This is a genomic window from Streptomyces sp. NBC_00005 (assembly GCF_045160215.1).
Lineage (GTDB): Bacteria > Actinomycetota > Actinomycetes > Streptomycetales > Streptomycetaceae > Streptomyces.
The window spans coordinates 5891148-5915856 of record NZ_CP108316.1; the positions used below are offsets into that span (position 1 = coordinate 5891148).

Below are 24709 nucleotides of genomic sequence, written 5' to 3' on the forward strand. Positions count from 1 at the left end.
GGACACTACGGTCGCCGCTACCTGAAACCCCACCGGTTTACACCGTCTTCGCATACCGCCCCGGCGTCACGCCCACCAACTTCCTGAAGTGCCGGGTGAGATGGGACTGGTCGAAGAACCCGGTGGCGGAGGCGACCTCGCCCGGCGGCCGGCCGTCGAGGAGGAGCCGGCGGGCGCGGTCGACGCGGCGGGAGTTGAGGTACTGGTGCGGGGCGATGCCGTAGGCGGTACTGAACGCGCGTACCAGATGGGCGGGATGGGCGTGCACGAGTCCCGCGGCCTCGTCGAGGGTGAGGCCGTCGACGACGCGCTCGTCGAGGAGTTCGCGCAGGCGGCGGGCGAGCACGGGGTCGGGACGGGGGGCCTCGGCAGTGGTGCGCGGCCGCAGGTGGGAGCGCAGCCGCTCGCCGACGAGCGTCAGCCTGCTCTCGGCCTCCAGCTCGTCCCCGGCGAGCGCGAGGGCGGTGTGCAACTGGCCGACGCGCAGCCGCAGCACGGGATCGCGGAGGTCGGGCTGATCGACGGCGGCCCCGATGAGCTCGTCGGAGATGTGCGTGTCGTCGAGATAGAGGACGCGCTTGCGGAATCCGTGCGGGGTGGCGGGGGAGCCGTTGTGCGGGACGTGCGGCGGCAGGAGGGAGACCGTGTCGTGCGGGGTCCCGTGCTCGTGCCGGTCGAGGTCGTACCGTACGGCCCCGTCGTCCACGATGAGCAGCGTCCAGGCCTCGTGCACGTGCATCGGGTAGGCGTACTCGGTGAAGTGCGCGTGGAAGACCTCCACGACACCGGGGATGCGGGGCCGCCAGGCGGACACTTCCGGCCGAGGACGCTGCGGGGCCATGCAAAGAACGTACAAGACGACGTGGTACGACGCTCGGCAGTCTCGATGCATGAGCAGCACGAGTACTGAGACCGTCCGTTTCGACACCAAGATCGCCGTCCTGCTGCGGGAGGACCTGGAGCCCTGGCAGCGGCTGAACGTCACAGCGTTCCTGGTCAGCGGCCTAGGCCCCACGGTCCCCGAGGTGATCGGCGAGCCCTACGAGGACGCCGACGGCGTGGGCTACCTCCCGATGTTCCGCCAGCCGGTGCTGGTCTTCGAGGGTACGAAGGAGACGCTGAAGGCGGCGCACGCACGCGCGCTGTCCCGGGCGCTTCCGCGGGCGGTCTTCACCTCCGACCTCTTCGCGACCGGCAACGACCGGGACAACCGGGCGGCCGTGCGGGCCGTGCGGACTCAGGAGCTGGACGTGGTGGGGCTGGCGGTGCACGGGCCCAGGAACGCGGTGGACAAGGTGCTGAAGGGCGCCCGGATGCACCCGTGACGGAATCTGCACAGCGATTGCGCAACCGCGGTGCGGGCGGGTTCTGTTGGTGCGGAGTTGTCCTGTTCGCGGCCACCGGGGGCCATACCTGTCGGCCCGCTGTGACCCGTTTGCTGTAGAGAAGCTGCCCCCAATTGGTGTGGGTGTGCACACGGTTCGGTCGCCCGGCCGTTCAACTGCCCTGCCACGAGCGCCTTTGCACTGGATGCCGGGCACGCTCCGTGGTTTGATCCTGCGCACCGCGCCCCGCTCTCTGTCCCCCGCGGGCCGCTCCCCCCATGTGCACCTCCATGTGAAGGGCAGTTTCCTCATGAACTCCGCTCCCCAGGTTCAGACCGCTGAGATCTCCGACGCCGAGCTCGACACCGTCTCCGGCGGCCTGAGCCCGCAGATCGGCCTCACCGTCGGCTCCACCTCGCTCAGCAGCGCGGACCTCCTGGCCGAGGTCGACTCCGTCAAGGCGACGGCCCTGGGCTCCCTCGGCGGCGCCCTCGGCGCGCTTCCCCACCAGGCGGGCGTGAACGTCAGCTTCTGATCCACCAGCACGGCAGCAAGCCCCCTACCGGCAACGAAGCGCAGGCAGGGGGCTTGTCGTCGGTGGTCAGGCCGCGCTGACCTCGGGCCTCGCGGTGGCTGGCGGCTCGGCGACGGCCGGCTCCTGGGCCGGCAGCCGCCGCATCAGCACCGCGTACCCGGCCCCGGCCACCGTGCCGACGACCGCGCACAGCCCCCAGAGCCACTCCGCGCCGAGCCGGTCGATCACCAGGCCGGACATCAGCGGGGCGACGAGCGCGGCGAGGGACCAGGACAGCGTGTACATGCCCTGGTAGCGGCCGCGGCCGTGGACGGGCGAGAGGCGTACGACCAGGCCCGTCTGGGTCGGCGCGTTGACCATCTCGCCCAGCGTCCACACGCACACGGTGAGCGCGAAGAGCCCGACCGACCCGGCGAACGCGGTGAGCCCGAAGCCGTACCCGGCCAGGAGCGACGAGACCACGAGCAGCCGCCGCGGATCCCGGCTCTCGATGAACCGCGTGACCGGGATCTGCAGCGCGACGATCAGGACGCCGTTGACGGCGATCGCCATGCCGTAGTCGGCAGGCGTGAACCCGGCCCGACCCATCGCGACCGGCAGCCCGACCGACCCCTGCTGGAAGACGAGGGCGACGAGGAAGGACAGGCCGACCACGCTCATGTAGCGCCGGTCGCGCAGAACGGTCCCGAGGCCGACCCGGTCCGCCGCCTTCTCGGTGGAGGTGCGCTGCGGCCGGGACTCGGGCAGCTTCAGGAACACGACCACCGCGCAGACCGCCGTCATGCCTGCCTCGATCAGGAACCCGGCGCGATAGCTGAACTCGGCGATGAACCCGGCGGCCATCGAGGAGACGGCGAACCCGAGGTTGATGGCCCAGTAGTTCAGCGAGAACGCCCGGACACGGTCCTCGGGCCGCACGATGTCGGCCATCATCGCCTGCACGGCGGGCCGGGAGGCGTTGGACGCCATCCCGACGAGGAAGGCTACGGCGGCGATGGCGACCGGGTCGTGCATGAAGCCGAGGAGGGCGACGGAGGCGGCGGTGGACGACTGGGCGATCAGCAGCGTGGGCCGCCGCCCGAGCCGGTCGGTCATCACACCGGCACCCAACGAGGAGACGACCGAGCCGAGCCCGTGCAGGGACGCGACAAGACCGGCGTACGAGGCGGAGTACCCGCGGTCGAGCGTCAGATACAAAGCCATGAAAGTAGCGACAAAAGCCCCAAGTCGATTGACCAGGGTGCTGGTCCACAGCCACCAGAACGCGCGGGGCAGCCCGGAGACGGATTCCCGGACGGCACGTCTCAGGCTGGCGAGCGACATCGGGATCCCCCACGGCGGCGATGTGGATGTAAGTGCCCAGTTGGGCAAGCGCAACTTACAAAACCCGCGCCCTCCCCGGCCACTCGATTAACGGATCCCGTCAACTGTCCGGCAGATGGGCGGGCCTCCTGTGGCCCGAATGCGTGGATTACGCTCTGAGGCATGGCCGACGCACCGTACAAGCTGATCCTCCTCCGCCACGGCGAGAGCGAGTGGAACGCGAAGAACCTGTTCACCGGCTGGGTGGACGTCAACCTGAACGAGAAGGGCGAGAAGGAGGCAGTCCGCGGTGGCGAGCTCCTGAAGGACGCCGACCTCCTCCCCGACGTGGTCCACACGTCCCTCCAGAAGCGCGCGATCCGCACCGCCCAGCTCGCGCTGGAGTCGGCGGACCGCCACTGGATCCCCGTCCACCGCAGCTGGCGCCTGAACGAGCGCCACTACGGCGCCCTCCAGGGCAAGGACAAGGCGCAGACCCTCGCGGAGTTCGGCGAGGAGCAGTTCATGCTGTGGCGCCGCTCGTACGACACCCCGCCGCCCGCGCTCGAGGACGGCACGGAGTTCTCCCAGTCGGACGACCCGCGCTACGCGACGATCCCCCCGGAGCTCCGCCCCCGCACGGAGTGCCTGAAGGACGTCGTCGTCCGCATGCTCCCGTACTGGTACGACGGCATCGTCCCCGACCTCCTCGCGGGCCGCACGGTCCTGGTCGCGGCCCACGGCAACAGCCTCCGCGCCCTGGTCAAGCACCTGGACGGCATCTCGGACGCGGACATCGCCGGCCTGAACATCCCGACGGGCATCCCCCTCTACTACGAACTCAACGCCGACTTCACGCCGGTCACCCCGGGCGGCAAGTACCTCGACCCGGAGGCGGCTGCGGCGGCGATCGAGGCGGTCAAGAACCAGGGCAAGAAGAAGTAGCCTTTGTGATCATGCCCCCGACCTGCGCAAACGGCGCGAGTCGGGGGCATTTTCGCGGCCTGGGACCTCTCTGGGACCTCAGTGGCCCGAGGCTTGCGGCCGGAATGCAGCCCCCCGCAACCGCTGGATCGGAGTCATCCTCGTGTTCATTTCAGCCTGCATTCGCTGTATTGCCGACAGGAGTTGAACCGGATCTGGACCCATCACCAGATCCCTGCGGAGGGTGAGCCGACCCCCTCACCGTCTGACAGGCAGATCTGCCCGCTTTAGGCTTGTACATACCGAATAGGACCGTCCTTACTGACGCTGGAGGGGGTCACATGGACGACGACGCGGAGATCAGCGAAGAGTCGGAGGAGCCCGAGGAGGTCGCCGAGGGGCCGTTGGTCGGATCGCGCGAGGATCCGGATGTACTGCTGGATGTGCCGATCCTCAAGGTCGACGAGATCGATCTCGAGGTCGAGGACCTCCGGGCACGGGTGTCGCTCCAGGCCGAAGTGCTCGATCTGCTGAAGCTCAACGTCGGCGTGGACGTGATGCTGGGCCGGGTGAAACTCGACATCAAGGGCGTTGAGGCGCAGGCGTTGCTCAAGGTCCGCCTCGACAATGTGGTCACCGTCGTGAGCCGCGTGCTGGAGACGATCGACCGCAATCCGGAGATCCTTGAGCACGTCACCTCGTCGGCCGGATCTGCGGTTCGCGAAGTCGGACGAGGTGCGGGGGAGGCCGTCGGCGAACTCGGTCGCGGTGCGAGCGACGCGGTGGAAGAGGTCGGTGCGGGCGCCGGCCGGAGCGTCAAGGACATCGGCGCGGGGGCAGGCAAGGCCACGGAGGATGTGGGCGCGGGGGCAGGCAAGGCCACGGAGGATGTGGGCGCGGGGGCGGGCAAGGCCGCCGGGGATATGGGCGAAGGCGCCGGCGAAGCGGTGGCAGACGTCGGTGAGGGTGCCGGGGAGGTCGCCGAGGGAGCCGAGGAGACGGTGAAGGGCGTCAGCGAAGGTGCCGAGGGTGCCGTCGCGGAAGAAACGGGTGGCGTCGCGGGTGATACAGCCCCGAAAGCCGATGCCCAGGCCGGCGGCACCGCGAAGCGCGGTGCCAGGCGGGGTGCGAAGGCACCCAGGCGCCCTGCAGTCGCGTCGCGCCGCCGTGCATCGCTCATGAAAGGAAAGGCGGAGTAAGGAGCCGGCAGGACCCTACTCTTCCTCCTCCTCTCCTTCCTCTGCCTCTTCCTCTTCCTCTTGTCCCTCTTCTTCCTCGTCTTCCTCTTCCTCGGCAATGGCCGCTTCGTGTGTGCGAACGACCTCGCCGTCTCGAATCTCGCCGCGCCAGCCCTCGACCTCCTCGCCCGCGAACGTCACGTACCGCTGGAAGTTCTTGAAGTCCAGCCGCATCCGCCGGCCTTGCGCCCGCCAGACATTTCCGGTCTTCTCCACAATCCCGGACGGGTAATACACCACGACGAGAATGATCCGGGTGAGCGTGGGAGCGATCTCGTGGAAGCTGACGGCTCCTTGTGTGGTGCCCTGAGATCCTTCCGAAGTCCATACGATGCGGTCGTCCGGCACCTGTTCCCGGACGGTCGCTTTCCACTTGCGGGTCGACGGTCCGATCTTGACGGTCCACTCGCTGGTGGCTTCGTCACCGCGTGAGGCTTCCCGCACGCCTTTGGTGAAGCGGCTGAAGCTCTCATACTCCGTCCAGTGGTCGTAGGCGGTGCGCAGCGGCACCCCCACGTCAATCATCTCAACGATGTTCGTGGCCTTGGTGTCGGCGGACTGGTCGCCTTCGTCCGCGCCGCCGCCGGAAACCGCTTCCTTGACTTTGCCTGCGACCCCGCTGGTGACCTCTTGGGCCTTCTCCTTGACAACGGCCCCCGTCGGCGACTCTCCGTGGAGCAGGCGGGAGCCGATCTTGGGGAGGGCCCCTCCGCGTTCCTCGGCGGCGTCGGCGAGGTGGTCCTTGGTGTCCGCCAGCTTGTCTCCCGCCTTCCGTGCCAGGTGCTTCACCTGGGCGCCCAGATATTGACCGAGCTCCTCCTTGAGAAGCGCCAGCGCAGTCTGGTCCGCTGTGGTCTTCTGGTCCGTTGCCATCTCAGGTCACCCCTCCCGCTGAGACTGTGAGGTCGACTTCTTGGCGGATGCGCTCTTCCTCGCACCGGGTTTCCGGGCCGGCGAGGACTTCTTCTGGGGCCCCTTGGCTTCCGCCTTCTTCTTGGGTGCGTTCTTTCCTGCCGCGGACTGCTGCTTCGCCGAACCGGAATCCCGCCTGCGCGAGCGCTGCCGACTCGGCTTCCCTGACCCGTCTTCCGCGGCTTCCTCGTCGGCTTCCTCGTCGGCTTCCTCGTCGTACTCTTCCTCCGGCTCGCCGTCCGTGTCCTCGGCGGCCTCCTCATCCGTCTCCCCGTTCAGCGAGAGAGTGCGCTCGTGCAGGGCGGTGGTGAAAGCGGTCAGGCGACGGTTTGCGACGGCCGACACCACTTCGCGGCCCGCCTGCACGATGTCGCCAGGGTCCTGCTCGCCCGATTCTCCGTCCTGCGGTATGCCGCCGATCTTGCGGATGCCCCCGGCGACGAGTTCCCGTGGGTGCAGGCTCCTGCCCAGCAGGAGCGCTGCCGCGGTGAGGGCCATCCGCCCTTTCTTGGTGCGGCCCAGTACGTAGCCACCGGCCAAGGCGGCAGCCAGCCCGGCCTTGTTCGGTTCACTCATGATTTCGCCTTCTTACTGTTTTCAGTGCGACCGATGCTTCTCGGGTCAACGGCGAAAGGGTGGGCAGCCCGCGGACGGGTCCTGTGCCAGGCACCCCTACGTATCAGTCTGGTCTGCTTCGGCTGAAGCGCACCCTGAACAGCATTCACGCACGGTGATCCGGCAAAGGAGCGTCCCTGGGGCACACTGCCGGCCTGGGCCGGCTGGATCTCGGTCGTGACGGCGGCCGCCGTCACGTCTCCTTCCGGTCCGGGGGCCGAGCCTGCAGCGCCCGGGGGTCTTTGACAGCGCAGCCGTGTGATCCGCAGTTGACCCGCCAGGCGCGGCGGAAGCCGGAGCAGCATGTGTGTCCTCATTCGGCTCGGTGTGTTCCGTGGCGGGCGACGTGCAGGTGGACGTGTGTGGGGAGTTCGTTCCAGCCGACGGATCGGCGGGTGCGTTCTACCGCGTCGTGTATGTCTTCCAGCAGCTGCGCCGGGGCGCTGCCGGGGTTGAGGGTGAGGTCGATCCGGGCCTGCGGGCGAGCGCTGGGCCCGTGGATGTGGGCCTGGGCCCGCCGGGTGCCGGGCAGCAGGCCGAGGTCTGTGGTGAGGGCGTCGGCCAGTACGTGGTCGCTGACGGCTACGGCTTGCTCGGGCGTGTCCGAGACGGGCAGTGCGCGGGGGCGTCGCCATGGGATCTGGGACAGCAGCCACACCAGGGCGAGGAGCATGAGCAGGGCCAGGGCTGCGATGGCCGTGGGCCACCACCAGCCCTGATCGGGCCAGCTTGCCTGGTCGGCGCGCGGGATCAGGACGTCCTGCGGGGTGGTCAGCGGCCAGTCGGCGGGAGGCGAGAGGTTCCAGCGCCGGTAGATGTCGGCGCCGCCGGCGAGCACCAGGAGGCCGCCGCCCAGGAGTACGAGTCCGAGCAGGGCGAGGAGAACGCGGTTGGTTGTGGTGTGTTTCTTCATCGTCTCTCCCCTGACTGTCGGTGTGCTGGTTCCGGGCGGGTTGTCAGGTCGGGCCGGGGCGTATGAGGACCGTCGGCCGCGGCGGTCGGGCCAGGGCCAGTCGGTCGTGTTCTTCACGCCGCACGGCGTCGGTGAGTTCGTCCTTGATTTCGGCCGGATCGCGGAAGCTCACATCGGCACGGACTTTGACGTGACGTCGGCTCACCCGCACGCGTGCCGCAGAGACGCCCGGGACTCGCATGGCGGCGTCGCGCAGCAGCAGCGCCGCACCCTTGCGGTCGAGTTCGGCACTTGTGCGCCCGTGGCTGTCGGCAGGGACCCGCAAGGGCAGTCGGCGGCGCAGGCCAGGGGTGAGAGCCAGAACAACCAGCCACAGTCCCAGCGCGGCCGCGACGGCGGCGCCGGTGAGAATCCAGACGTCGTCCACCGGGCGGGTGGCGAACTCGTCGGTCAGCCGCTTCCACCAGGCAGTCGCGTCATGCCCGGTGCGTATCCACACGGCTTCGAAGAGCAGCGCGCCCGCGCCGAGCAGGAGCAGCGCGGCGGCCACGGCAGCCGTGGCGCGGCGCACTCCCCATGGACGGCGGGACGGTTCTTCCACCGGCGCCTGTCGGCGCGGGGGTTCCGCGGGCTCCGGACTCTCTGCCGGTGCAGCCGGTGCTTCCGAAGTCTTGGGTGCCGCCGTGGTGTCCGGCCCGGCGCGCGGGGTGCCCGCGGGGTCCTGCGGGGCACTCGGGTTGCGGGAGGTCATGATCATCCTGTCGTGGCGTGGTTCCGCCGGGTCAGTGGACTCGTCTCCGTCTCAGGCTCTCGCCGGGGACGAGCCGGTGGACGGACACGGTGATGTCGTCGACCCGCAGGCCGGTCAGGTGAGAGACCCGTTCGGTGATGTAGTGCCGGATCTCGCCTCCGGCCTGCGCGATGTCGACGGGATAGGGCAGGTCCAGGGACACGTCGAGGCGGGCCGAGCCCTCGTGCACGCTGGCAGTGGCGCGCGGAGTCCCCAGGCCGAGGCGTGCGGTGGACGCCCCCGCGTGCCGGGTGAGGGCTTCACGCGCCGCCCGGACCGTGATGCGGGCCACCACGGTGTCGGGGATCAGCGTCGCGCCCCGCCGGGCGGGGGGCGGGAGGGTATTCGTACCCCTGCCACCTGGACTGCCGGGGGCGCTGCTCACCGCACCCGCGTCCTTTGTTCAGGGCGGGGGGCTGCCGCGGGAGCCCTCCGTGGGCGTTCGAAGGTCTCCCGGCGCCCTGCGGAGCTCCGTGGGCGTTCGAAGGTCTCCCGGGGCCGTCGGCTGTCGCGGGCGCGCACGTAGTCGGAGACATGCACATCGCCACGCACCAGCCGGCCGACGATCAGGCCGGCCAGGCCCACGACCGCCACCACGACGAAAGCCCCGAAGCCGCCGAAATAGCCTGCGAAACCCAGTGCCAGGCCGGTCATGAGCCCGACCACAGTCGCATTCATCCTTCATTCACCCTTCTCACGTCGTCCCCCTGGTCGTCCGCGTAGCGGCGGCACAGCAAGGGCGGAGACGGAACCGGGGGCTACTCCACCCGCTGTTCCGCGCCCTCTTGCCCCTCCTCGTCCTCGGGCAGGTCTATGTCGTCGACGGCCACGTTCACCTCGACGATTTCCAGATTCGTCATGCGTTCCAGGGCCGAGACGACACTGATCCGGACGCCCGCGGCGACGTCGGCGATGGGGAAGCCGTAGTCGACGACCACTTCGAGGTCCACGGCCGCCTGATGCTCGCCCACCTCGACGTGCACCCCGCGGGTGACGCTGGGCTGTCCGCCGGGCATCCGCTCGCGGACACCCCCGATGGTCCGCGCCATACCGGTACCGAGGTTGTGGATGCCCGGAACCTCACGGGTCGCCATCCCGGCGATCTTCTCCACGACGCTGTCCGCGATCGTGGTCCGCCCACGGCTCTCCGGTGAACGGAGGCCGCCCTTCTGGTCTTGCTGTGCCGTGCTCTCGTCGGCCCGGCGCCTTTCGGTGACTGGACGCGATGTCGTGTCCGTCATGGCGTTCTCCTCATCGAGGGGGATACGGACACCGGCTCAGCGCCCGTCGTAGAATTGGACGCAAAAGGGATGAAATCGTCACGCTTGTTTACGTGAGTCGCCTGGACTCGCTGAGGGGGACGCGGGCGGACCGCGCTGTCAGGCAAGACCGGATGAGGAGCGGTCACCGGTTTCCACGGCATGGATCACGCGGGAAACGAACAGTGAATACGAATGCCCGCAGAACGCTCTCGCCACCCCGGCGAGTGGAGGGCCCGTCCGCCGGTTCGCCTGCGGCCTCGGCAGAGCGGATCGGCGACACCGGCGGTGCCCTCGACGAACTGGACGACGGTCTCCTGGTCGCCCGGGCAGCGGAAGGCGACGAGGACGCGTTCGCCATACTCGTCCACCGCCACGGCGGACCGCTGCTGGCACTGGCGTACCACATGCTGGGCAACCTCCCGGACGCCGAAGAGGCGGTCCAGGACGCCCTCATCAGCGCATGGCGGCGGCTCCCGGAGTTCCGCGGGGATGCCACGTTCAGCACATGGACGTACCGCATCGTCACCAACCGGTGCCTCAACGTCCTGCGGGGTCACGCACCTCCCGTGTCCCTGAACGCCGTTCCCGAGCCGACGGCCCACGGACCCGAGGGCGAACCCGCACGTGCCGCCGAGAGCGAGGCCGCCACGCAGGCGCTGGCCCAGGCGCTGGGGAACCTCCCGTCCGCTCAGCGCGCCTGCTGGATCCTGCGGGAACTGCACGGGATGTCGTATGCAGAGATCGCACAGGTGGTGGGCGAGAGCGAACCGACCGTACGCGGCAGGCTCTTCCGGGCACGGCGCACCCTGATGAAGGAGATGGCCTCATGGCGCTAGACGACGCGCGTGCCACAGCAGCGCGCCGGGTGCCGACGCCCTTGCACCGGGACGCCGACGCGGCCCGGCTCGTCGGGGACGAACGGCTGCCCTGCGGGCGCCTGGTCAGCCACGTCTGGGAATACGCCCGCACCGGACAGGCCGATCCCCACCTGGCAGGCTGCCCGTTCTGCCGACAGGCGATCGAAGGGCTGAAAGCGCTCGACCGCACCACCCACGCCCTCCGTGCGGAACGCCCCAGCGCCCGCACCGTCGCGGACCGGGTTGTACGCGCGGTGCGCGCCGAGGCACGGCTCGGACGGATGCTGCCGCTGGACGATCCCGAACGAGACCTGCGGATCGCCGAGACCACGGTGGCGAAGATCCTGCGCCGGGCCGCAGACCGCGTCCCCGGAGTGCGCGCGGCAAGCTGCCGCCTGACCCCTGACGAGGGCGGAACCGGGGTGACCATCGCCATGAACCTCGCCATGACCCTCGACCAGCCCCTGCCCGACCGAGCCGCCGAGGTGCGCCGGGCCGTCGCGTACGCCACCCGGCACGAACTCGGCCTGGCTGTGAGCAGCATCGACCTCGACATCGTGTCCGTACTGAAGCTCTTGAAGCCTCCAGCGCCCGCCGAAGCCCCACCGCGAAACGGGAGTGGACGATGACCGCCACCGACACCACCGGCGTGGAGCGGACCGCAGCCCGAGCGGCGCTGGCGGTCCCCGGGGTGGCCGAACTGCAGCCCACCCTCCGCCAGTCGCTGGCCGGCGCCGCCACCAGGGTCCAGCAGGCTCTAGGCTCCCTGGCACCGTTGCCCGAGGCCGGCATCCGGGCCGAACGCGGTGCCCGCACTGGGGCCTGGCACGTCGAAGTCCGCTGCGTGTGCAACGAAAACCGCCGCGCTGTGGACACCGCACGCGACATCCACGACAACGTCCGAGCGGCGGTGGAATCTCACCTGACCCGCCACGGCGTACCGGGTCTCGTCACCATCGTCGTCACCGTCACCCGCATCACCGGGCCTCGCCCGACACTTCAGCCCGAGACCACCGCCCCGGGACGCGGACTTCCGACCACCCGGTGACTGGGCCGTCTGGCGCCACACGAGTGTCGAGGCGGTCTGAAGCCTGGCGGCAGATGCCGCTGGGCACACCCAGCTCACAGAGCGGCAAGCGCAGGCTCCGGGAGTCGAGACGGTGCTCCTGCGCCTCGCTGCCGAACCTGCCTTCCCCGACCCCACCCCACGGTGTGCACACCCAACCGGAGCCATCCGCAAAGGAGTTCGGCCCAGCAGCCCGCCCCCCACCCCCACCCGGACAAAGGGCCCCGGCACAATCACCGGGACCCTTTCACCGCCGTACAAGACAGCCATACGAAACAGCCGTACGCGACCGCCGTACAAGACCGTCATGCAAAACCGGCGTACCAAACCGCCATAGAACCCAGTCGTCAGCAGTCAACCGCACTGGCAAGGATTGCCCGACTGGCAGCCGCAGCCGCAGCCCGAGCCGCAGCCGCATGCACCGAAGAGCGGGAGGGTCCTGATCTCGGCGGGTTGGTCCGTCTCGCGTTCCCGCGTCGGGTCGGGCGTGGTGGGGGCTTCTGCCATGAGTCCTCCTGGAGGCCTAGAGGCTGGTGCCTTTGCCCATTGCATGCCCGTTCCCCTGGGCGCATCAACGGCGCACTGTGGCGCCCGCACGCCCCGCCTCCCGGGTTCACGCCCCGCCCCTCCGGTTTACGCCCCCTCGACCCCCGCCACCGGCTGGATGTCGGCCTGCAGCTCGTCCGCGTGTTCGCCCGTCACCAGGAACACCACGCGCTTGGCGACCGCCACCGCGTGGTCGGCGTACCGCTCGTAGTAGCGGCCGAGGAGGGTGACGTCCACCGCCGTCTCGATGCCGTGCTTCCAGCGGTCGTCCAGCAGGTGCTGGAACAGGGTGCGGTGCAGCAGGTCCATCTCGTCGTCGTCCGCCTCCAGCTGCATCGCCAGGTCGACGTCCTTCGTGATGATCACCTCGGCCGCCTTCGCCATCAGGCGCTGCGCGAGCTGACCCATCTCGAGGATCGTCGCGTGCAGGTCGTGCGGGATCGCGCGCTCCGGGAAGCGGAGGCGGGCGAGCTTCGCGACGTGCTGGGCCAGGTCGCCAGAGCGCTCCAGGTCGGCCGACATACGGAGCGAGGTGACGACGATACGGAGATCCGTGGCCACCGGCTGCTGGCGGGCCAGCAGGGCTATGGCCCGGGCCTCCAGGTCGTGCTGGAGGTCGTCGACCTTCTGGTCGCCCTCGATGACGCTCTCGGCGAGCTTCAGGTCGGAGTCGAGGATGGCGGTCGTGGCGCGCCCGATCGCCGACCCGACCAGCCGGGCCATCTCCACCAGACCGTCGCCGATCGAGTCCAGTTCCTCGTGGTACGCGTCCCGCATCAGGGATCCCTCTCTTACGTGTCCTTCAGGGCTGCCGGGCAGGGGCCCGCGCGCCCCACCGGCCAGAATCGGCCGTCCGGAAACCGGCGCTTCGCACCCCACGCTCCCACGTTCCGGCCTGTACGCGTCCGTTTCCGTCACCCTAAATGAACCATTGCTAGCTCCTAGGTGAACTCTGGGCGACGAGTGTTCGAGCTCGCACCTCGACGGCTGTGGTGATGTCGTACCCCATGCCTAACCTGGGTGCATGGACGTGAACGCGGCGGTCGCCGCAGCGGCAGCGATCGCCGGGGTGCTCACCGGCGTGATCGCCATGCTCGCGTTCCGCTGGAGCGAGCGGGACCAGAAGCGCCCGACCCGCACTTCTCTGCACACGGACCCGGTGCTTCCGCCGGGCGTGGACACCGTCCTGTCCGTTCTCCGGTCCTCGGCCGTCGTCCTCGACGAGGCCGACGCGGTCGTCAAGGCCAGCTCGGCGGCGTACGCCCTCGGCCTGGTCCGCGGCGGTCGGCTCTCTGTGGAGCCGATGCTGAAGATGGCCCGGGACACGCGGCGGGACGGGGAGATACGCCAGGTCGAGCTGGACCTGCCGCGGCGGGGGACAGGGCGGGGCGAGGCACTCGCCGTCTCCGCACGCGTGGCCCCCCTCGGCTCCCGGCTGGTGCTCCTGCTGGTCGAGGACCTCACCGAGGCCCGCCGCATCGAAGCGGTACGACGCGACTTCGTCGCGAACGTGAGCCATGAGCTGAAGACGCCGGTCGGCGCTCTCTCCCTCCTCTCCGAGGCCGTCATGGACGCGTCCGACGACCCGGAGGCGGTGGAGCGCTTCGCCGGCCGTATGCAGATCGAGGCCACGCGGCTCACCAACCTGGTGCAGGAGCTGATCGACCTCTCCAGGGTCCAGAACGACGACCCCCTCGAGGACGCCGAACCCGTCCGCGTGGACGAACTGGTCGCCGAGGCCATCGACCGCTGCCGGCACCAGGCCGGCACCAAGCAGATCACCATGGCCGCCGGCGGCACCGCCGACCTGCACGTCTGGGGGAACAGGGGTCAGCTGGCCGCCGCCCTGGGCAACCTTGTCGAGAACGCCGTCAACTACTCGCCCGCCCGTACCCGAGTGGGCATAGCCGCCCGCCGGGTGACCGCACCCGGCGGAGACCACATCGAGGTCGCCGTGACCGATCAGGGCATCGGCATCTCCGACAAGGACAAGGAGCGCGTCTTCGAGCGCTTCTACCGCGTGGACCCCGCTCGCTCCCGTGCCACCGGCGGCACGGGTCTGGGGCTCGCGATCGTCAAGCACGTGGCCGCCTCGCACGGCGGGGAGGTCACGGTGTGGAGCTCCGAGGGTCAGGGCTCCACTTTCACGCTGAGGCTGCCGGAGGCGGGGGCTGCCCGCGACCGCGCGCACCAACATCCCGACCTGGACGATCTCGACGACGAGGCCGGCCGAACCACCCCCCAGTCATCCCCGTACGAACCGCTTCCCGCCCCGGAGGTCCTTCCGTGACCCGAGTGCTTGTCGTCGAGGACGAGGAGTCCTTCTCCGACGCCCTGTCGTACATGCTCCGCAAGGAGGGCTTCGAGGTTGCTGTCGCGACCACGGGCCCCGACGGACTCGACGAGTTCGAGCGCAACGGCGCCGACCTCGTCCTCCTCGACCTGATGCTGCCGGGCCTGCCCGGCACTGAGGTGTGCCGCCAGCTGCGCGGCCGCTCCAACGTCCCGGTGATCATGGTCACCGCCAAGGACAGTGAGATCGACAAGGTCGTCGGCCTGGAAATAGGAGCCGATGACTATGTCACCAAGCCGTTCTCCTCGCGCGAGCTGGTCGCCCGTATCCGGGCCGTCCTGCGCCGCCGCGGCGAGCCCGAGGAGGTCACCCCTGCCGCCCTGGAGGCCGGTCCGGTCCGCATGGACGTGGACCGCCATGTGGTCACGGTCTCCGGCTCCAAGGTCGACCTGCCCCTCAAGGAGTTCGACCTGCTGGAGATGCTCCTGCGCAACGCAGGCCGCGTCCTGACCCGTATGCAGCTCATCGACCGGGTCTGGGGCGCCGACTACGTGGGCGACACCAAGACCCTCGACGTCCACGTCAAGCGCCTGCGCGCCAAGATCGAGCCGGACCCGGGCGCGCCCCGGTATCTGGTGACGGTCCGCGGTCTCGGCTACAAGTTCGAGCCGTAGGCCGCCCACCAGGCTCGACGAGCAGAAGGCCACCGACCGGCCTTACGACGAAAGGGCGGGACCTCCCGGAGAGGTCCCGCCCTTTCGTCTACGACGAGATCGGCGCTGTACGACTGCTCAGTGGCCGGCGGCCGAGTTCGACGGCGTCACGCTCGCGGACGCCGCGTCGGTCGGGGTCGCCGAGGTCTCCGGCGACGCGCCGCCAGCGGTCGCCGAGCCGGTGGGGGTAGCCGTCGCGCTCTTGGTCGGCGCGGGGCTGGCGGGGGCCGTGGGGACCGAGGTCGGGCCCCACTTGGTGAAGTAGTGCTCGGCAGGGACGACGAAGGCGCGCAGGCTCACGTCACCGGTCTCGCTGAAGCCGAAGGTGATCTTCTGTGCGTTGCCGTCCTGGACGGCCTCACTGCTGCTCGGCAGGGACGCCGAGGCGTTGCCCTTGCCGCCGATCACCAGGGAGCCGTGAGCGGGGATGCTCAGCGGTCCCTTGCCCTTGGCGGGCTTGAGCTCGGCGGTCTTGCCGGTGCCGGGCAGGGTGATGGAGTCCAGCGTCTGGGCGCTGTCACCGTTGTTGAAGAGGGTCGCCGCGATCGCGGCAGGGCCCGTCGACTGCAGTTTGGGCTGGGTGATGATCAGGACGTTCTGGACCTTGAGGTTCCCGACCTTGGTCGCCGCGTTGTCCGGCTTGACCTCCAGCGTCTGGGCGTCGCTCCCCGCACCGCACGCGGCGAGCGAGGCGATCGAGAACGCGATGGCGGCGGCGGCGAGGGCGCCGCGTCGAAGGCTGCTGCTCACGGCGGCGGCAACTCCTTGACTTGAGCGTGGCGACTCATAAAGCCGCCCTAAGTGTCTGTCAGCGGGCTTAGGTTACCGAGCCGTTCCCGAGTCATCGCACCCGACCCTCCCTCCAGCCCCCGGCATCGCTCAGCAGGGGGTAGCCCACACACCCGTCCGCCATTCACATAAGTACCTTCGCCATACCCCGTCCGACGGTGCGCAAAATTTCAGTGAAGGAATGCGCGAGTGCCCCCGGAATTGATCAAGTGGCGGAACAACGGACCACGTAGGCGGGTGTCCGTGATCAATTCCGGAATCGACACGGAAGCCACTCCCGGCACCGAACGGAGTAGCGGAAGTCGCACACTTGGAACCAGACATATGGGGACGTTCGCCCACTTGGAGGGGCCTCTGGATGTGTGTAACGTACGCGTTTCTCCTCCCCCGGAGAGCCGCTCCGACCTGCGAATACCTTCTTCCGCTCGGGCCGCGAAGCACGTTCCTGTTACTGTTGTCAAGCCCCGAGATATGCCCTGACCTGCGAAAACGCCATTCAGAACCCGCAGTTTCCGTGTTACCCTGGATAGCCACGGAAGGGGTACCTGTCACATGACGTTCAAGGTTGGCGACACCGTGGTCTATCCCCATCACGGGGCCGCGCTGATCGAGGCCATCGAAACTCGCCAGATCAAAGGCGTGGACAAGACCTACTTGGTGCTGAAGGTCGCCCAGGGTGACCTGACGGTACGTGTGCCAGCGGACAATGCGGAGTTCGTCGGCGTACGTGATGTGGTCGGTCAGGACGGGCTGGACCGGGTCTTCGAGGTACTGCGCGCGCCGTACGCCGAGGAGCCCACGAACTGGTCGCGTCGATACAAGGCAAACCTGGAGAAGCTCGCCTCCGGCGATGTCATCAAGGTTGCGGAAGTGGTGCGTGACCTGTGGCGTCGTGAGCGCGAGCGCGGACTGTCCGCGGGTGAGAAGCGGATGCTCGCCAAGGCCCGCCAGATCCTGGTGAGCGAACTCGCCCTCGCGGAGAACACGAACGAGGACAAGGCCGAGGCCCTGCTCGACGAGGTTCTCGCGTCCTGAAATCTGATGCAGGCGCAAGCCCGCTTCAGCACTCAGCACATCGAAATGCCGCGGTGCCCGATGACGTATTTTTGTCGCCGGGCGCTGCGGCATGTTCGCACTCGGACGCTGTGCGTACAGCTACGTTCGGGGAGGCCGGTACCCCGCTACTTGGCGTGCCGGGCCCGGGCAGCTGGCTCGACCGGTGTCACGGAAGGGTCCGGTCAAGGCGTCGCGCCCGGCACTTCCCAGGCCATACCCACGTAGGCCGAGCACACAAACCTGACAGGAACCGATGTCTGACGATTCGCGCCGTTCGCCCGCGGGAGCCCGAACGGCTGCCGTGATTCCGGCCGCCGGCCGGGGCGTACGCCTCGGTCCGGGCGCTCCCAAGGCGCTCCGCGCGCTGGGCGGCACCCCCATGCTCATCCACGCGGTGCGCGCGATGGCCGCGTCCCGCGCGGTCTCCCTGGTCGTCGTCGTGGCGCCGCCCGACGGAGCACCCGAGGTCAAGTCGCTCCTCGACGCGCACGCGCTGCCCGAGCGGACCGACTTCCTCGTCGTCCCGGGCGGCGATTCGCGCCAGGAGTCCGTGAAGCTCGGCCTCGACGCGCTGCCGCCGGACTACGACATCGTGCTGGTGCACGACGCCGCGCGGCCGCTGGTGCCGGTGGACACGGTGGACGCGGTGATCGAGGCGGTGCGGGAGGGGGCGCCGGCCGTCGTGCCCGCACTGCCCCTCGCCGACACCGTCAAGGAGGTCGAGCCGGCGACGACGGCCGGGGAGCCGGAGCCGGTGGTGGCCACTCCGTCGAGGGCCCGGCTGCGTGCCGTACAGACGCCGCAGGGTTTCGACCGGGCCACGCTGTTCCGGGCCCACGAGACGGTGACCGACGACGTCACCGACGACGCGAGCATGATCGAGCAGCTGGGGTTGCACGTAGTGGTCGTACCCGGCCACGAGGAGGCCTTCAAGGTCACGCGCCCGCTGGACCTGGTCCTGGCAGAGGCGGTCCTGGCCCGCAGGAGGCTGAACGATGGCTTCTGAAGCATCTGATTTCCGGCTGCCGCCGGGTGCGCCCGTGATCCTTCCCCAGGTCGGCATCGGCACCGACATCCACGCCTTCGAGGAGGGCCGCGAGCTGTGGTGCGCGGGCCTGAAGTGGGAGGGCGAGGGCCCGGGGCTGGCCGGCCACTCCGACGCGGACGTCGTCGCGCACGCCGCGTGCAACGCGCTGTTCTCGGCCGCCGGGCTCGGTGACCTGGGGCAGCACTTCGGCACCGGACGCCCCGAGTGGTCCGGCGCGTCCGGCGTCACGCTCCTGACCGAGGCCGCCCGCATCGTCCGCGAGGCGGGCTTCCGGATCGGCAACATCGCCGTACAGGTCGTAGGCCCGCGCCCGAAGATCGGCAAGCGCCGCGACGAGGCCCAGAAGCTCCTGTCGGAGGCGGCGGGCGCGCCGGTGTCCGTGTCCGGCGCCACGACGGACGGCCTCGGGTTCCCGGGACGCGAGGAGGGCCTGATGGCGATCGCGACGGCACTCGTCGTCGCGACCCGTCCGGAGTCAGAGGACAAGGCCTTTTAGCGAGCGAGGAGAAGGCCGCTCAACGAGCAAGGCCTCTTGAGGGCCGCGCCCCCTAACACACTCGCGGACAACTTTCCGCCCAATCGTCCGAGGCACTACCCGGCGCCCACTACCCTGGAGTGGTGACCATTCGTCTGTACGACACCAGCGCCCGGCAGATCCGTGACTTCGCCCCGCTCAAGCCGGGTTGTGTCTCGATCTACCTGTGTGGTGCCACCGTGCAGGCGGCCCCGCACATCGGGCACATCCGCTCGGGGCTGAACTTCGACATCATGCGCCGTTGGTTCGAGTACCGCGGCTACGACGTCACGTTCATCAGGAACGTCACGGACATCGACGACAAGATCATCGCGAAGGCGGCTGAGCAGAACCGCCCGTGGTGGTCGATCGGGTACGAGAACGAGCGCGCGTTCAACGACGGTTACACCGCGCTCGGCTGCCTCCCGCCGACGTACGAGCCACGGGCCACCGGCCATGTGACCGAGATGGTCGAGATGATGCAGGGGCTGATCGCGCGCGGCCACGCGTACGAGGCGGAGGGCAACGTCTACTTCGACGTGCGCTCTTTCCCCGGCTACCTGGAGCTGTCCCGGCAGGAACTCGACAACCTCCAACAACCCTCGGGGGTCGGCGAGAGCGGCAAGCGGGACCCGCGCGACTTCGCCATGTGGAAGTCCGCCAAGCCGGGCGAGCCGACCTGGGCCACTCCGTGGGGCCGCGGGCGTCCCGGCTGGCACCTGGAGTGCTCGGCCATGGCGCACAAATACCTCGGCACCGTCTTCGACATCCACGGCGGCGGACTCGACCTGATCTTCCCGCACCACGAGAACGAGATCGCCCAGGCCAAGGCCTACGGCGACGAGTTCGCGAAGTACTGGGTGCACAACGCCTGGGTCACCATGGCCGGCGACAAGATGTCCAAGTCGCTGGGCAACAGCGTCCTCGTCTCCGAGATGGTCAAGCAGTGGCGCCCGATCGTGCTGCGCTACTACCTCGGCACCCCGCACTACCGCTCGATGATCGAGTACAGCGAGGAGTCGCTGCGCGAGGCCGAGTCGGCGTTCGCGCGCATCGAGGGCTTCGTGCAGCGGGTGGTGGAGAAGGCCGGTGCCGTCGAGCCGTCCGCCGAGGTGCCGCCCGCCTTCGCCGAGGCGATGGACGACGACCTGGGCGTGCCCCAGGCCCTGGCCATCGTGCACACGACGGTCCGGCAGGGGAACTCCGCCCTCGCCGCCGACGACAAGGAAGCCGCCGTGGCCCGCCTCGCCGAGGTGCGCGCCATGCTCGGCGTCCTCGGGCTCGACCCCCTCGACCCGCACTGGGCCGGCGAGACCGACCGCGGCGAGGACCTGCACGGCGTCGTCGACAGCCTCGTACGCCTGGTCCTCGACCAGCGCGAGGCCGCCCGCGGCCGCAAGGACTGGGCCACCGCGGACGCCATCCGCGACCAGCTCAACCAGTCGGGCCTCGCCATCGAGGACGGCCCGCAGGGACCGCGCTGGAGCCTCGGCCCGCGCTGAGCCCGGAAACCGATCAGAAGATCGATTGTGCCGCCCGGCCTTCCGGGCGGCACACTTCATAGACGTACGAACACACGCTTCACTCCTCCGCGAGCAGACAGGTAGGTCATGGCAGCCAACAACCGCCGCATGTCCGGCAAGAAGGGCGCGCAGGTCGGCAGTGGCGGCCAGCGGCGCAAGGGCCTGGAGGGCAAGGGCCCGACCCCGCCCGCCGAGATGCGCAAGGGACACAAGAAGAACCGCATCGCGGGCGCCAAGGCGAAGCAGGCAGTGCGTCGTCCCGCGCCGCGCGGCCGCGGCGGCAAGGGCACGTCCGAGATGGTCGTCGGCCGCAACCCGGTCGTCGAGGCACTCCGCGAGGGAGTGCCGGCCTCGACCCTCTACGTGCAGCAGTTCATCGACAACGACGAGCGGGTGCGCGAGGCCCTCCAGCTCGCGGCCGAGCGCGGCGGCATCAACCTCATGGAGGCCCCGCGCCCCGAGCTCGACCGGATGACCAACGGCCTCAACCACCAGGGGCTCGTCCTCCAGGTCCCGCCGTACGAGTACGCCCACCCCGAGGACCTCGCGAACGCCGCCTACGACGCCGGCGAGGACCCGCTGATCGTCGCCCTCGACGGCGTGACCGACCCGCGCAACCTCGGCGCCGTCGTCCGCTCCGTCTCCGCCTTCGGCGGCCACGGTGTCGTCGTACCCGAGCGGCGCGCGGCCGGCATGACCGCCGGCGCCTGGAAGACGTCCGCCGGCGCCGCCGCCCGCACGCCCGTCGCCCGCGCCACCAACCTGACGCGCGCCCTGGAGGCGTACAGGAAGCAGGGCATCGCGGTCGTCGGCCTCGCCGCCGACGGCGACGCCGAGATCGGCGAGCTGGCGGCCCTGGACGGGCCGGTCGTCATCGTCGTCGGCAGCGAGGGCAAGGGCCTGTCCCGGCTGGTCGGCGAGACGTGCGACTTCCGGGTGCGGATCCCGATGCCGGGTGGAGCGGAGTCCCTGAACGCCGGTGTGGCCGCGGGGATCGTCCTGTACGAGGCGGCTCGTCGGCGGGTCTGACCGCAGTCTGCGTAGGTGGGAACGGACGCGCAGCGCGGGTGAACGCGCGTCCGTATCCTCACTCGTACGGGTCAATCTGGGCGTCCAGGACAAGCTTGACGCGATCCGGACACATCCGGCGAGTCAAAGCAGTGTCCTAACCGCACGTCACTCGGTTAGATGAGTGTGGACACCAGAACACCCCGCACACCCACGGGGGACGGCCCGTCGGGATACGACGACGCTCCCGCGCTGAGCATGGTGAAGGTGCCGAGCGATCCGGCGCAGGTCATCGTCAACCACGCGAGCTTCCGCGTGATGCTGAACGCCTCGACGCGTACCCAATCGCCGCGGATCGCACGGCACTTGAGCGCCACCCAGGACGGCGCCCGCATGCCCGTGGTCGGTACCGCGGCGGGCAGAGCGGGGGCGGCCGCAGGCGCCCGGCGCCGGCCCGTCGTGTGGAGCGGCAAGTCCGCCCCCGACGACACCGGCGCGCACCGCCTGCTCCAGGCCGTACGGGGCGGCAGCGTCCGGCACGGCGAGGACCCGTCCGCCGACGCCGGAGCCACCCAGGTCATCCCGCGCGTCGACGTCGGCGGCTACGACGAGGTCTACGACGAGGTCTACGACGAGCTGGACCAGACCGTAGAGACCCCGATCGTCGGCGCCCAGCGCAGCTACCACGAAGACACCGGCGGCACCCGCCTCCTCCCCAACATGCGCACCGTGGGCAGCGCGTACGACGAGGAACCCGCCTACGGCACCGAGGAGTTCGAGGACTTCGACGACCCCGAGGAGCTGGACGGCACCGACCGGCCGGCCAAGCGCCACGGCGACGACCCGGCACGGCACGCCTACTACCCCGGCCGCCGTATGAACCTCGGCGTCGTCCTCCTCCCCCTCCGCATCTTCCTCGGCTTCATCTCCATCTACGCCGGCATGGGCAAGCTGTGCGACCCCGTCTACTTCGACGGTGGCAAGCGCGGCTCCATGGTCAAGTGGCTCAACACCCTGCACCCGTGGGAAGTCGCCGAGCCACTGCGGCAGTTCGCCCTGCAGCACCCTGTCGGCTCGGGCCTCGTCATCGCCTTCGCGCAGGTCGTCGTAGGCGTCCTCACGGTCCTCGGCTGCTGGCAGCGCGTCGCCGCAGTCTTCGGCGCTCTGCTCTCCGCAGCGCTCATCGTCACCGTCAGCTGGAAGACGGTCCCCGCCTACGACGCCCCCGACATCATCTACCTCGCCGCCTGGTCCCCGCTGATCATCGCCGGCGCCCCCGTCTACTCCGTCGACGGCCGCCTCGCCGGCAGCGCGTGGCGGCGCCTCGGACCCTCCTCCGACATCTGGGACCTGCGCCGTTACGTCCTGCGCCGCGGCGCCCTCGTCACGGCGATCGCGACCGGCGTCACGCTGCTCGTCGGCTCGCTGCTCGGCGGCGCGGTCCGTGACGCCGACCGTGTGATCGTCCCGGGCCCCGGCGAGGCCCCGCGCAACGAACTGCCGGGTTCCCCGCTCCCGCAGGAGCCGGGCAAGCGGCACAGCCAGTCGCCGTCGGCCTCGAACGCGCCCACTCAGGGCGCCACCGCCGGTTCCACTCCGTCCGGCGTGGCGACCACCCCGGGCGCCACCGCGACCGGCGGTGCGCCGAGCCAGACCCAGGGCACCTCGGGCCAGACGCCGCCCCAGCAGTCCTCGCCGAGCGGAGGCGCCCCCAGCACCAGCTCCGGGCCCACCTCCGGCGGCGCCACGGGCGGCACAGGCTCAACCGGCGGCACCGGCTCCGGAGGCTCCTCCTCCGGCGAACCGGGCCTGGTCGGCGGACTGTTGGGCTAGCCCACCGGCTGCATACGAAGGGGCCCCGCACGAACACCGTGCGGGGCCACTTTTCTTCAGGGGCGAGGGGAACGGCTCTTCTTCAGGGCACGAGCAACTGCTTTTCTTTGGCGGCGCGGCCAACTGCTTGTTCAGCAGCGCGGCCAACTGTTTGTCTTCAGCGGCGCGGCCAACTGCTTGTCTTCAGGGGCGCGGGCAACTGCTTGTCTTCAGGGGCGCGAGGAACTGCGCGACCAGCCCCCACCGGCCGGCAGCCGAACGACAACCGGCCCCGAGCCCTCACCGCCCCAGAGCGGCCAGCTCCTTCGCAGCCTCGGTCAGATCCTTGGCCGTGTCGATGGCACGCCAATACGCACCCTGCGGGATCGGAAAACCGGCCAGCCGCCGCTCACGGGCAAGATGGGGGAAGGTCGTACGTTCGTGATCGCCCCGCTCCGGGAGCAGACCGGCGAACTCGGGTGAGAAGACGTACACACCCGCGTTGATCTCGTACGTCGTCGGCGGCGCCTCGATGAAGTCCGTGATGTGCCCGAAGCCGTCCGTCTTCACCGCGCCCCAGGGGATGCGCGGGCGGGCCAGGGCCAGCGTCGCCACCGCGTCGCGCTCCGCGTGGAAGTCCGCCATGTCGCGCAGCGAGAAGCGGGTCCAGATGTCGCCGTTGGTGGCGTACCAGGGCCGGTCCGGGTGCGGGAGGTGGGCGGCGGCGTACTTCAGCCCGCCACCACGCCCGAGGGGCTCCGTCTCCACGACCGTCGTCACCTTCACCGGCAGGTCGGCCGACTTCAGCCAGTCCTGCAGGACCTCGGCGAGATGGCCGCAGCTGACCACCACGTCCGTCACACCCTCTTCGGCCAGCCAGGCAAGCTGATGGCCGATGATCGGAGTCCCCGTACCGGGGATCTCGACCATCGGCTTGGGCCGGTCGTCGGTGTAGGGACGCAACCGGGAGCCCTGGCCACCGGCCAGGACGACGGCTTGAACGGGGCGGGACGCGGCGTTCGGATCGGTCATGACCGAACTGTACGGCGCGTCCCGCCCCGTGCCGGAGCCGGCAACCGTTCCTTAATCAGCCGTTACCCTCCTCCGAACTGTCCGCCGCGACGGGCGAGGGACGGGCTCAGCTGTGTGCGGCAGCGACGCCCGAGGCGAAGGACGTGTCGCAGACCGGGCGGGCGTAGGACTGGGCGCGTGTCGGGCCGTACACGCGAACCGCGGCGCGGCCCAGGGCCCGGGCGATGGACGTGCAGTGCTTGGCGAGGGACGGGCGCTCGTTCACGGCCTGCTGGAGGTGCGTCAGCACCACGCCCGGATCCTCCTCCTGGAGCTCGGCCAGGAGCCGGTCGCGCAGCACGTCCTGTGGGGCGCGGTGGGCCGCCTTGGCGTCCGAGGCGATGTCGGAGGCGTCCGAGGCGGTGAGGACCGAGTCGGCGGGGTTCCCCGTCCAGTTGACTCGGGTGACCGCGAGGGTCCCGGAAAGCACCAGGACGACGGGCAGGACGAGGGCGAGCGTGCGGCCGATACGGCGGGCGGGGCCCCGGCCGCGTCGCGTCTGTTGGTTAGTGGAGTGCTTCACGCGAGTGAGAGTAGCGCCCGGTGATGATTTGGCGACATTTAGTCACCGGTTCGGGGGATGAGGAGGTGCCTCGA

The 24709-nt window shown here is 69.8% G+C and carries 27 protein-coding genes and 1 pseudogene; 15 read left to right on the forward strand and 13 right to left on the reverse strand.

The window, feature by feature from the left end; translation table 11 throughout:
- Positions 1–37 precede the first annotated feature (37 nt).
- Positions 38–841, reverse strand: coding sequence for an AraC family transcriptional regulator (locus tag OG303_RS27075; RefSeq protein WP_405871533.1), 804 nt, complete (start codon positions 839–841; stop codon positions 38–40).
- A gap of 49 nt (positions 842–890) precedes the next feature.
- On the opposite strand from OG303_RS27075, the gene OG303_RS27080 reads away from it, so the two are divergent.
- Both OG303_RS27080 and OG303_RS27085 read left to right on the forward strand, forming a co-directional pair.
- Positions 891–1325 carry a DUF2000 family protein gene (locus OG303_RS27080; RefSeq protein ID WP_405871535.1) on the forward strand — a complete coding sequence of 145 codons (435 nt, stop codon included), beginning with the start codon at positions 891–893 and terminating at the stop codon, positions 1323–1325.
- Between the two features lie 310 nt (positions 1326–1635).
- The gene (locus tag OG303_RS27085) at positions 1636–1860 is read left to right on the forward strand and encodes a hypothetical protein (RefSeq protein ID WP_405877498.1); all 225 of its coding nucleotides are present in this window, start codon (positions 1636–1638) and stop codon (positions 1858–1860) included.
- A 66-nt stretch (positions 1861–1926) separates the two neighbouring features.
- Here the strand turns inward: OG303_RS27085 and OG303_RS27090 are convergent, their stop codons facing one another.
- Positions 1927–3183 carry an MDR family MFS transporter gene (locus OG303_RS27090; protein WP_405871536.1) on the reverse strand — a complete coding sequence of 419 codons (1257 nt, stop codon included), beginning with the start codon at positions 3181–3183 and terminating at the stop codon, positions 1927–1929.
- 162 nt (positions 3184–3345) lie between these two features.
- On the opposite strand from OG303_RS27090, the gene OG303_RS27095 reads away from it, so the two are divergent.
- Positions 3346–4107: a phosphoglyceromutase gene (locus OG303_RS27095; protein WP_405871538.1), complete on the forward strand. Its 762-nt coding sequence runs from the start codon at positions 3346–3348 to the stop codon at positions 4105–4107.
- Positions 4108–4427: 320 nt separating this feature from the next.
- Complete coding sequence (locus OG303_RS27100; protein WP_405871539.1) at positions 4428–5285, forward strand: hypothetical protein; 858 nt, start codon at positions 4428–4430, stop codon at positions 5283–5285.
- Positions 5286–5300: 15 nt separating this feature from the next.
- Here the strand turns inward: OG303_RS27100 and OG303_RS27105 are convergent, their stop codons facing one another.
- The 7 genes and pseudogenes from OG303_RS27105 to OG303_RS27135 form a co-directional block, all read right to left on the reverse strand.
- Positions 5301–6197: an SRPBCC family protein gene (locus tag OG303_RS27105; protein WP_405871540.1), complete on the reverse strand. Its 897-nt coding sequence runs from the start codon at positions 6195–6197 to the stop codon at positions 5301–5303.
- 6 nt (positions 6198–6203) lie between these two features.
- On the reverse strand, positions 6204–6812 hold the full coding sequence (locus OG303_RS27110) for a histone protein (RefSeq protein WP_405871542.1): 609 nt from the start codon (positions 6810–6812) through the stop codon (positions 6204–6206).
- A 352-nt stretch (positions 6813–7164) separates the two neighbouring features.
- Positions 7165–7764: an alkaline shock response membrane anchor protein AmaP gene (locus OG303_RS27115; RefSeq protein WP_405871544.1), complete on the reverse strand. Its 600-nt coding sequence runs from the start codon at positions 7762–7764 to the stop codon at positions 7165–7167.
- A 43-nt stretch (positions 7765–7807) separates the two neighbouring features.
- Positions 7808–8515, reverse strand: coding sequence for a DUF6286 domain-containing protein (locus OG303_RS27120; RefSeq protein WP_405871545.1), 708 nt, complete (start codon positions 8513–8515; stop codon positions 7808–7810).
- A gap of 31 nt (positions 8516–8546) precedes the next feature.
- Complete coding sequence (locus OG303_RS27125; protein ID WP_405871547.1) at positions 8547–8939, reverse strand: Asp23/Gls24 family envelope stress response protein; 393 nt, start codon at positions 8937–8939, stop codon at positions 8547–8549.
- A gap of 113 nt (positions 8940–9052) precedes the next feature.
- A pseudogene (locus OG303_RS27130) lies at positions 9053–9232 on the reverse strand (hypothetical protein); the annotation flags it as partial.
- 80 nt (positions 9233–9312) lie between these two features.
- The gene (locus tag OG303_RS27135) at positions 9313–9795 is read right to left on the reverse strand and encodes an Asp23/Gls24 family envelope stress response protein (RefSeq protein WP_405871549.1); all 483 of its coding nucleotides are present in this window, start codon (positions 9793–9795) and stop codon (positions 9313–9315) included.
- A gap of 290 nt (positions 9796–10085) precedes the next feature.
- Between OG303_RS27135 and OG303_RS27140 the strand changes: the two genes are divergently transcribed.
- From OG303_RS27140 to OG303_RS27150, 3 genes are read left to right on the forward strand one after another with little or no spacing between them, the layout of a single operon-like run.
- Positions 10086–10652 (forward strand): RNA polymerase sigma factor, encoded by a 567-nt coding sequence (locus OG303_RS27140; RefSeq protein WP_405877500.1) that lies wholly within the window; start codon positions 10086–10088, stop codon positions 10650–10652.
- A complete protein-coding gene (locus OG303_RS27145; protein WP_405871550.1) occupies positions 10643–11302 on the forward strand; it encodes a hypothetical protein in 660 nt (219 codons plus the stop codon). Before OG303_RS27140 ends, OG303_RS27145 begins: the two co-directional genes overlap by 10 nt.
- Entirely contained in the window at positions 11299–11721 is a 423-nt protein-coding gene (locus OG303_RS27150) for a hypothetical protein (protein WP_405871551.1), read from the forward strand. Before OG303_RS27145 ends, OG303_RS27150 begins: the two co-directional genes overlap by 4 nt.
- 651 nt (positions 11722–12372) lie before the next feature.
- On the opposite strand, the gene phoU is transcribed toward OG303_RS27150, so the two are convergent.
- Complete coding sequence (phoU, locus tag OG303_RS27155; RefSeq protein ID WP_405871553.1) at positions 12373–13062, reverse strand: phosphate signaling complex protein PhoU; 690 nt, start codon at positions 13060–13062, stop codon at positions 12373–12375.
- Between the two features lie 247 nt (positions 13063–13309).
- Here phoU and OG303_RS27160 point away from each other — a divergent pair, with 247 nt between their 5' ends.
- Positions 13310–14575 (forward strand): sensor histidine kinase, encoded by a 1266-nt coding sequence (locus OG303_RS27160; protein WP_405871554.1) that lies wholly within the window; start codon positions 13310–13312, stop codon positions 14573–14575.
- On the forward strand, positions 14572–15252 hold the full coding sequence (locus tag OG303_RS27165) for a response regulator transcription factor (RefSeq protein ID WP_015659563.1): 681 nt from the start codon (positions 14572–14574) through the stop codon (positions 15250–15252). Before OG303_RS27160 ends, OG303_RS27165 begins: the two co-directional genes overlap by 4 nt.
- 117 nt (positions 15253–15369) lie before the next feature.
- Here the strand turns inward: OG303_RS27165 and OG303_RS27170 are convergent, their stop codons facing one another.
- Positions 15370–16041, reverse strand: a complete 672-nt coding sequence (locus OG303_RS27170; RefSeq protein WP_405871555.1) for a DUF461 domain-containing protein — start codon at positions 16039–16041, stop codon at positions 15370–15372.
- A gap of 591 nt (positions 16042–16632) precedes the next feature.
- On the opposite strand from OG303_RS27170, the gene OG303_RS27175 reads away from it, so the two are divergent.
- From OG303_RS27175 to OG303_RS27200, 6 genes are all read left to right on the forward strand, one after another.
- Positions 16633–17115, forward strand: coding sequence for a CarD family transcriptional regulator (locus OG303_RS27175; RefSeq protein ID WP_003953493.1), 483 nt, complete (start codon positions 16633–16635; stop codon positions 17113–17115).
- A 274-nt stretch (positions 17116–17389) separates the two neighbouring features.
- Positions 17390–18142, forward strand: a complete 753-nt coding sequence (ispD, locus tag OG303_RS27180) for a 2-C-methyl-D-erythritol 4-phosphate cytidylyltransferase (protein ID WP_405871557.1) — start codon at positions 17390–17392, stop codon at positions 18140–18142.
- The gene (gene ispF / locus OG303_RS27185) at positions 18132–18680 is read left to right on the forward strand and encodes a 2-C-methyl-D-erythritol 2,4-cyclodiphosphate synthase (RefSeq protein WP_405871558.1); all 549 of its coding nucleotides are present in this window, start codon (positions 18132–18134) and stop codon (positions 18678–18680) included. The genes ispD and ispF overlap by 11 nt, the downstream gene beginning before the upstream one ends.
- 122 nt (positions 18681–18802) lie before the next feature.
- Positions 18803–20200 (forward strand): cysteine--tRNA ligase, encoded by a 1398-nt coding sequence (gene cysS / locus OG303_RS27190; RefSeq protein WP_405871559.1) that lies wholly within the window; start codon positions 18803–18805, stop codon positions 20198–20200.
- Between the two features lie 108 nt (positions 20201–20308).
- Positions 20309–21250: a 23S rRNA (guanosine(2251)-2'-O)-methyltransferase RlmB gene (gene rlmB / locus OG303_RS27195; RefSeq protein WP_405871560.1), complete on the forward strand. Its 942-nt coding sequence runs from the start codon at positions 20309–20311 to the stop codon at positions 21248–21250.
- 159 nt (positions 21251–21409) lie between these two features.
- Positions 21410–23062 (forward strand): DoxX family membrane protein, encoded by a 1653-nt coding sequence (locus tag OG303_RS27200; protein WP_405871561.1) that lies wholly within the window; start codon positions 21410–21412, stop codon positions 23060–23062.
- Positions 23063–23341: 279 nt separating this feature from the next.
- On the opposite strand, the gene OG303_RS27205 is transcribed toward OG303_RS27200, so the two are convergent.
- Both OG303_RS27205 and OG303_RS27210 read right to left on the reverse strand, forming a co-directional pair.
- Positions 23342–24073: an NDP-sugar synthase gene (locus OG303_RS27205; protein ID WP_405871563.1), complete on the reverse strand. Its 732-nt coding sequence runs from the start codon at positions 24071–24073 to the stop codon at positions 23342–23344.
- A gap of 106 nt (positions 24074–24179) precedes the next feature.
- The gene (locus OG303_RS27210; RefSeq protein WP_405871565.1) at positions 24180–24635 is read right to left on the reverse strand and encodes a hypothetical protein; all 456 of its coding nucleotides are present in this window, start codon (positions 24633–24635) and stop codon (positions 24180–24182) included.
- Positions 24636–24709 lie beyond the last annotated feature (74 nt).

Coding starts and splice junctions, on each gene's coding strand:
- OG303_RS27075 (WP_405871533.1), bottom strand. CDS start 841: ATGGCCCCGCAGCGTCCTCGGCCGGAAGTGTCCGCCTGGCGGCCCCGC.
- OG303_RS27080 (WP_405871535.1), top strand. CDS start 891: ATGAGCAGCACGAGTACTGAGACCGTCCGTTTCGACACCAAGATCGCC.
- OG303_RS27085 (WP_405877498.1), top strand. CDS start 1,636: ATGAACTCCGCTCCCCAGGTTCAGACCGCTGAGATCTCCGACGCCGAG.
- OG303_RS27090 (WP_405871536.1), bottom strand. CDS start 3,183: ATGTCGCTCGCCAGCCTGAGACGTGCCGTCCGGGAATCCGTCTCCGGG.
- OG303_RS27095 (WP_405871538.1), top strand. CDS start 3,346: ATGGCCGACGCACCGTACAAGCTGATCCTCCTCCGCCACGGCGAGAGC.
- OG303_RS27100 (WP_405871539.1), top strand. CDS start 4,428: ATGGACGACGACGCGGAGATCAGCGAAGAGTCGGAGGAGCCCGAGGAG.
- OG303_RS27105 (WP_405871540.1), bottom strand. CDS start 6,197: ATGGCAACGGACCAGAAGACCACAGCGGACCAGACTGCGCTGGCGCTT.
- OG303_RS27110 (WP_405871542.1), bottom strand. CDS start 6,812: ATGAGTGAACCGAACAAGGCCGGGCTGGCTGCCGCCTTGGCCGGTGGC.
- OG303_RS27115 (WP_405871544.1), bottom strand. CDS start 7,764: ATGAAGAAACACACCACAACCAACCGCGTTCTCCTCGCCCTGCTCGGA.
- OG303_RS27120 (WP_405871545.1), bottom strand. CDS start 8,515: ATGACCTCCCGCAACCCGAGTGCCCCGCAGGACCCCGCGGGCACCCCG.
- OG303_RS27135 (WP_405871549.1), bottom strand. CDS start 9,795: ATGACGGACACGACATCGCGTCCAGTCACCGAAAGGCGCCGGGCCGAC.
- OG303_RS27145 (WP_405871550.1), top strand. CDS start 10,643: ATGGCGCTAGACGACGCGCGTGCCACAGCAGCGCGCCGGGTGCCGACG.
- OG303_RS27150 (WP_405871551.1), top strand. CDS start 11,299: ATGACCGCCACCGACACCACCGGCGTGGAGCGGACCGCAGCCCGAGCG.
- phoU (WP_405871553.1), bottom strand. CDS start 13,062: ATGCGGGACGCGTACCACGAGGAACTGGACTCGATCGGCGACGGTCTG.
- OG303_RS27160 (WP_405871554.1), top strand. CDS start 13,310: ATGGACGTGAACGCGGCGGTCGCCGCAGCGGCAGCGATCGCCGGGGTG.
- OG303_RS27175 (WP_003953493.1), top strand. CDS start 16,633: ATGACGTTCAAGGTTGGCGACACCGTGGTCTATCCCCATCACGGGGCC.
- ispD (WP_405871557.1), top strand. CDS start 17,390: ATGTCTGACGATTCGCGCCGTTCGCCCGCGGGAGCCCGAACGGCTGCC.
- ispF (WP_405871558.1), top strand. CDS start 18,132: ATGGCTTCTGAAGCATCTGATTTCCGGCTGCCGCCGGGTGCGCCCGTG.
- rlmB (WP_405871560.1), top strand. CDS start 20,309: ATGGCAGCCAACAACCGCCGCATGTCCGGCAAGAAGGGCGCGCAGGTC.
- OG303_RS27200 (WP_405871561.1), top strand. CDS start 21,410: ATGAGTGTGGACACCAGAACACCCCGCACACCCACGGGGGACGGCCCG.
- OG303_RS27205 (WP_405871563.1), bottom strand. CDS start 24,073: ATGACCGATCCGAACGCCGCGTCCCGCCCCGTTCAAGCCGTCGTCCTG.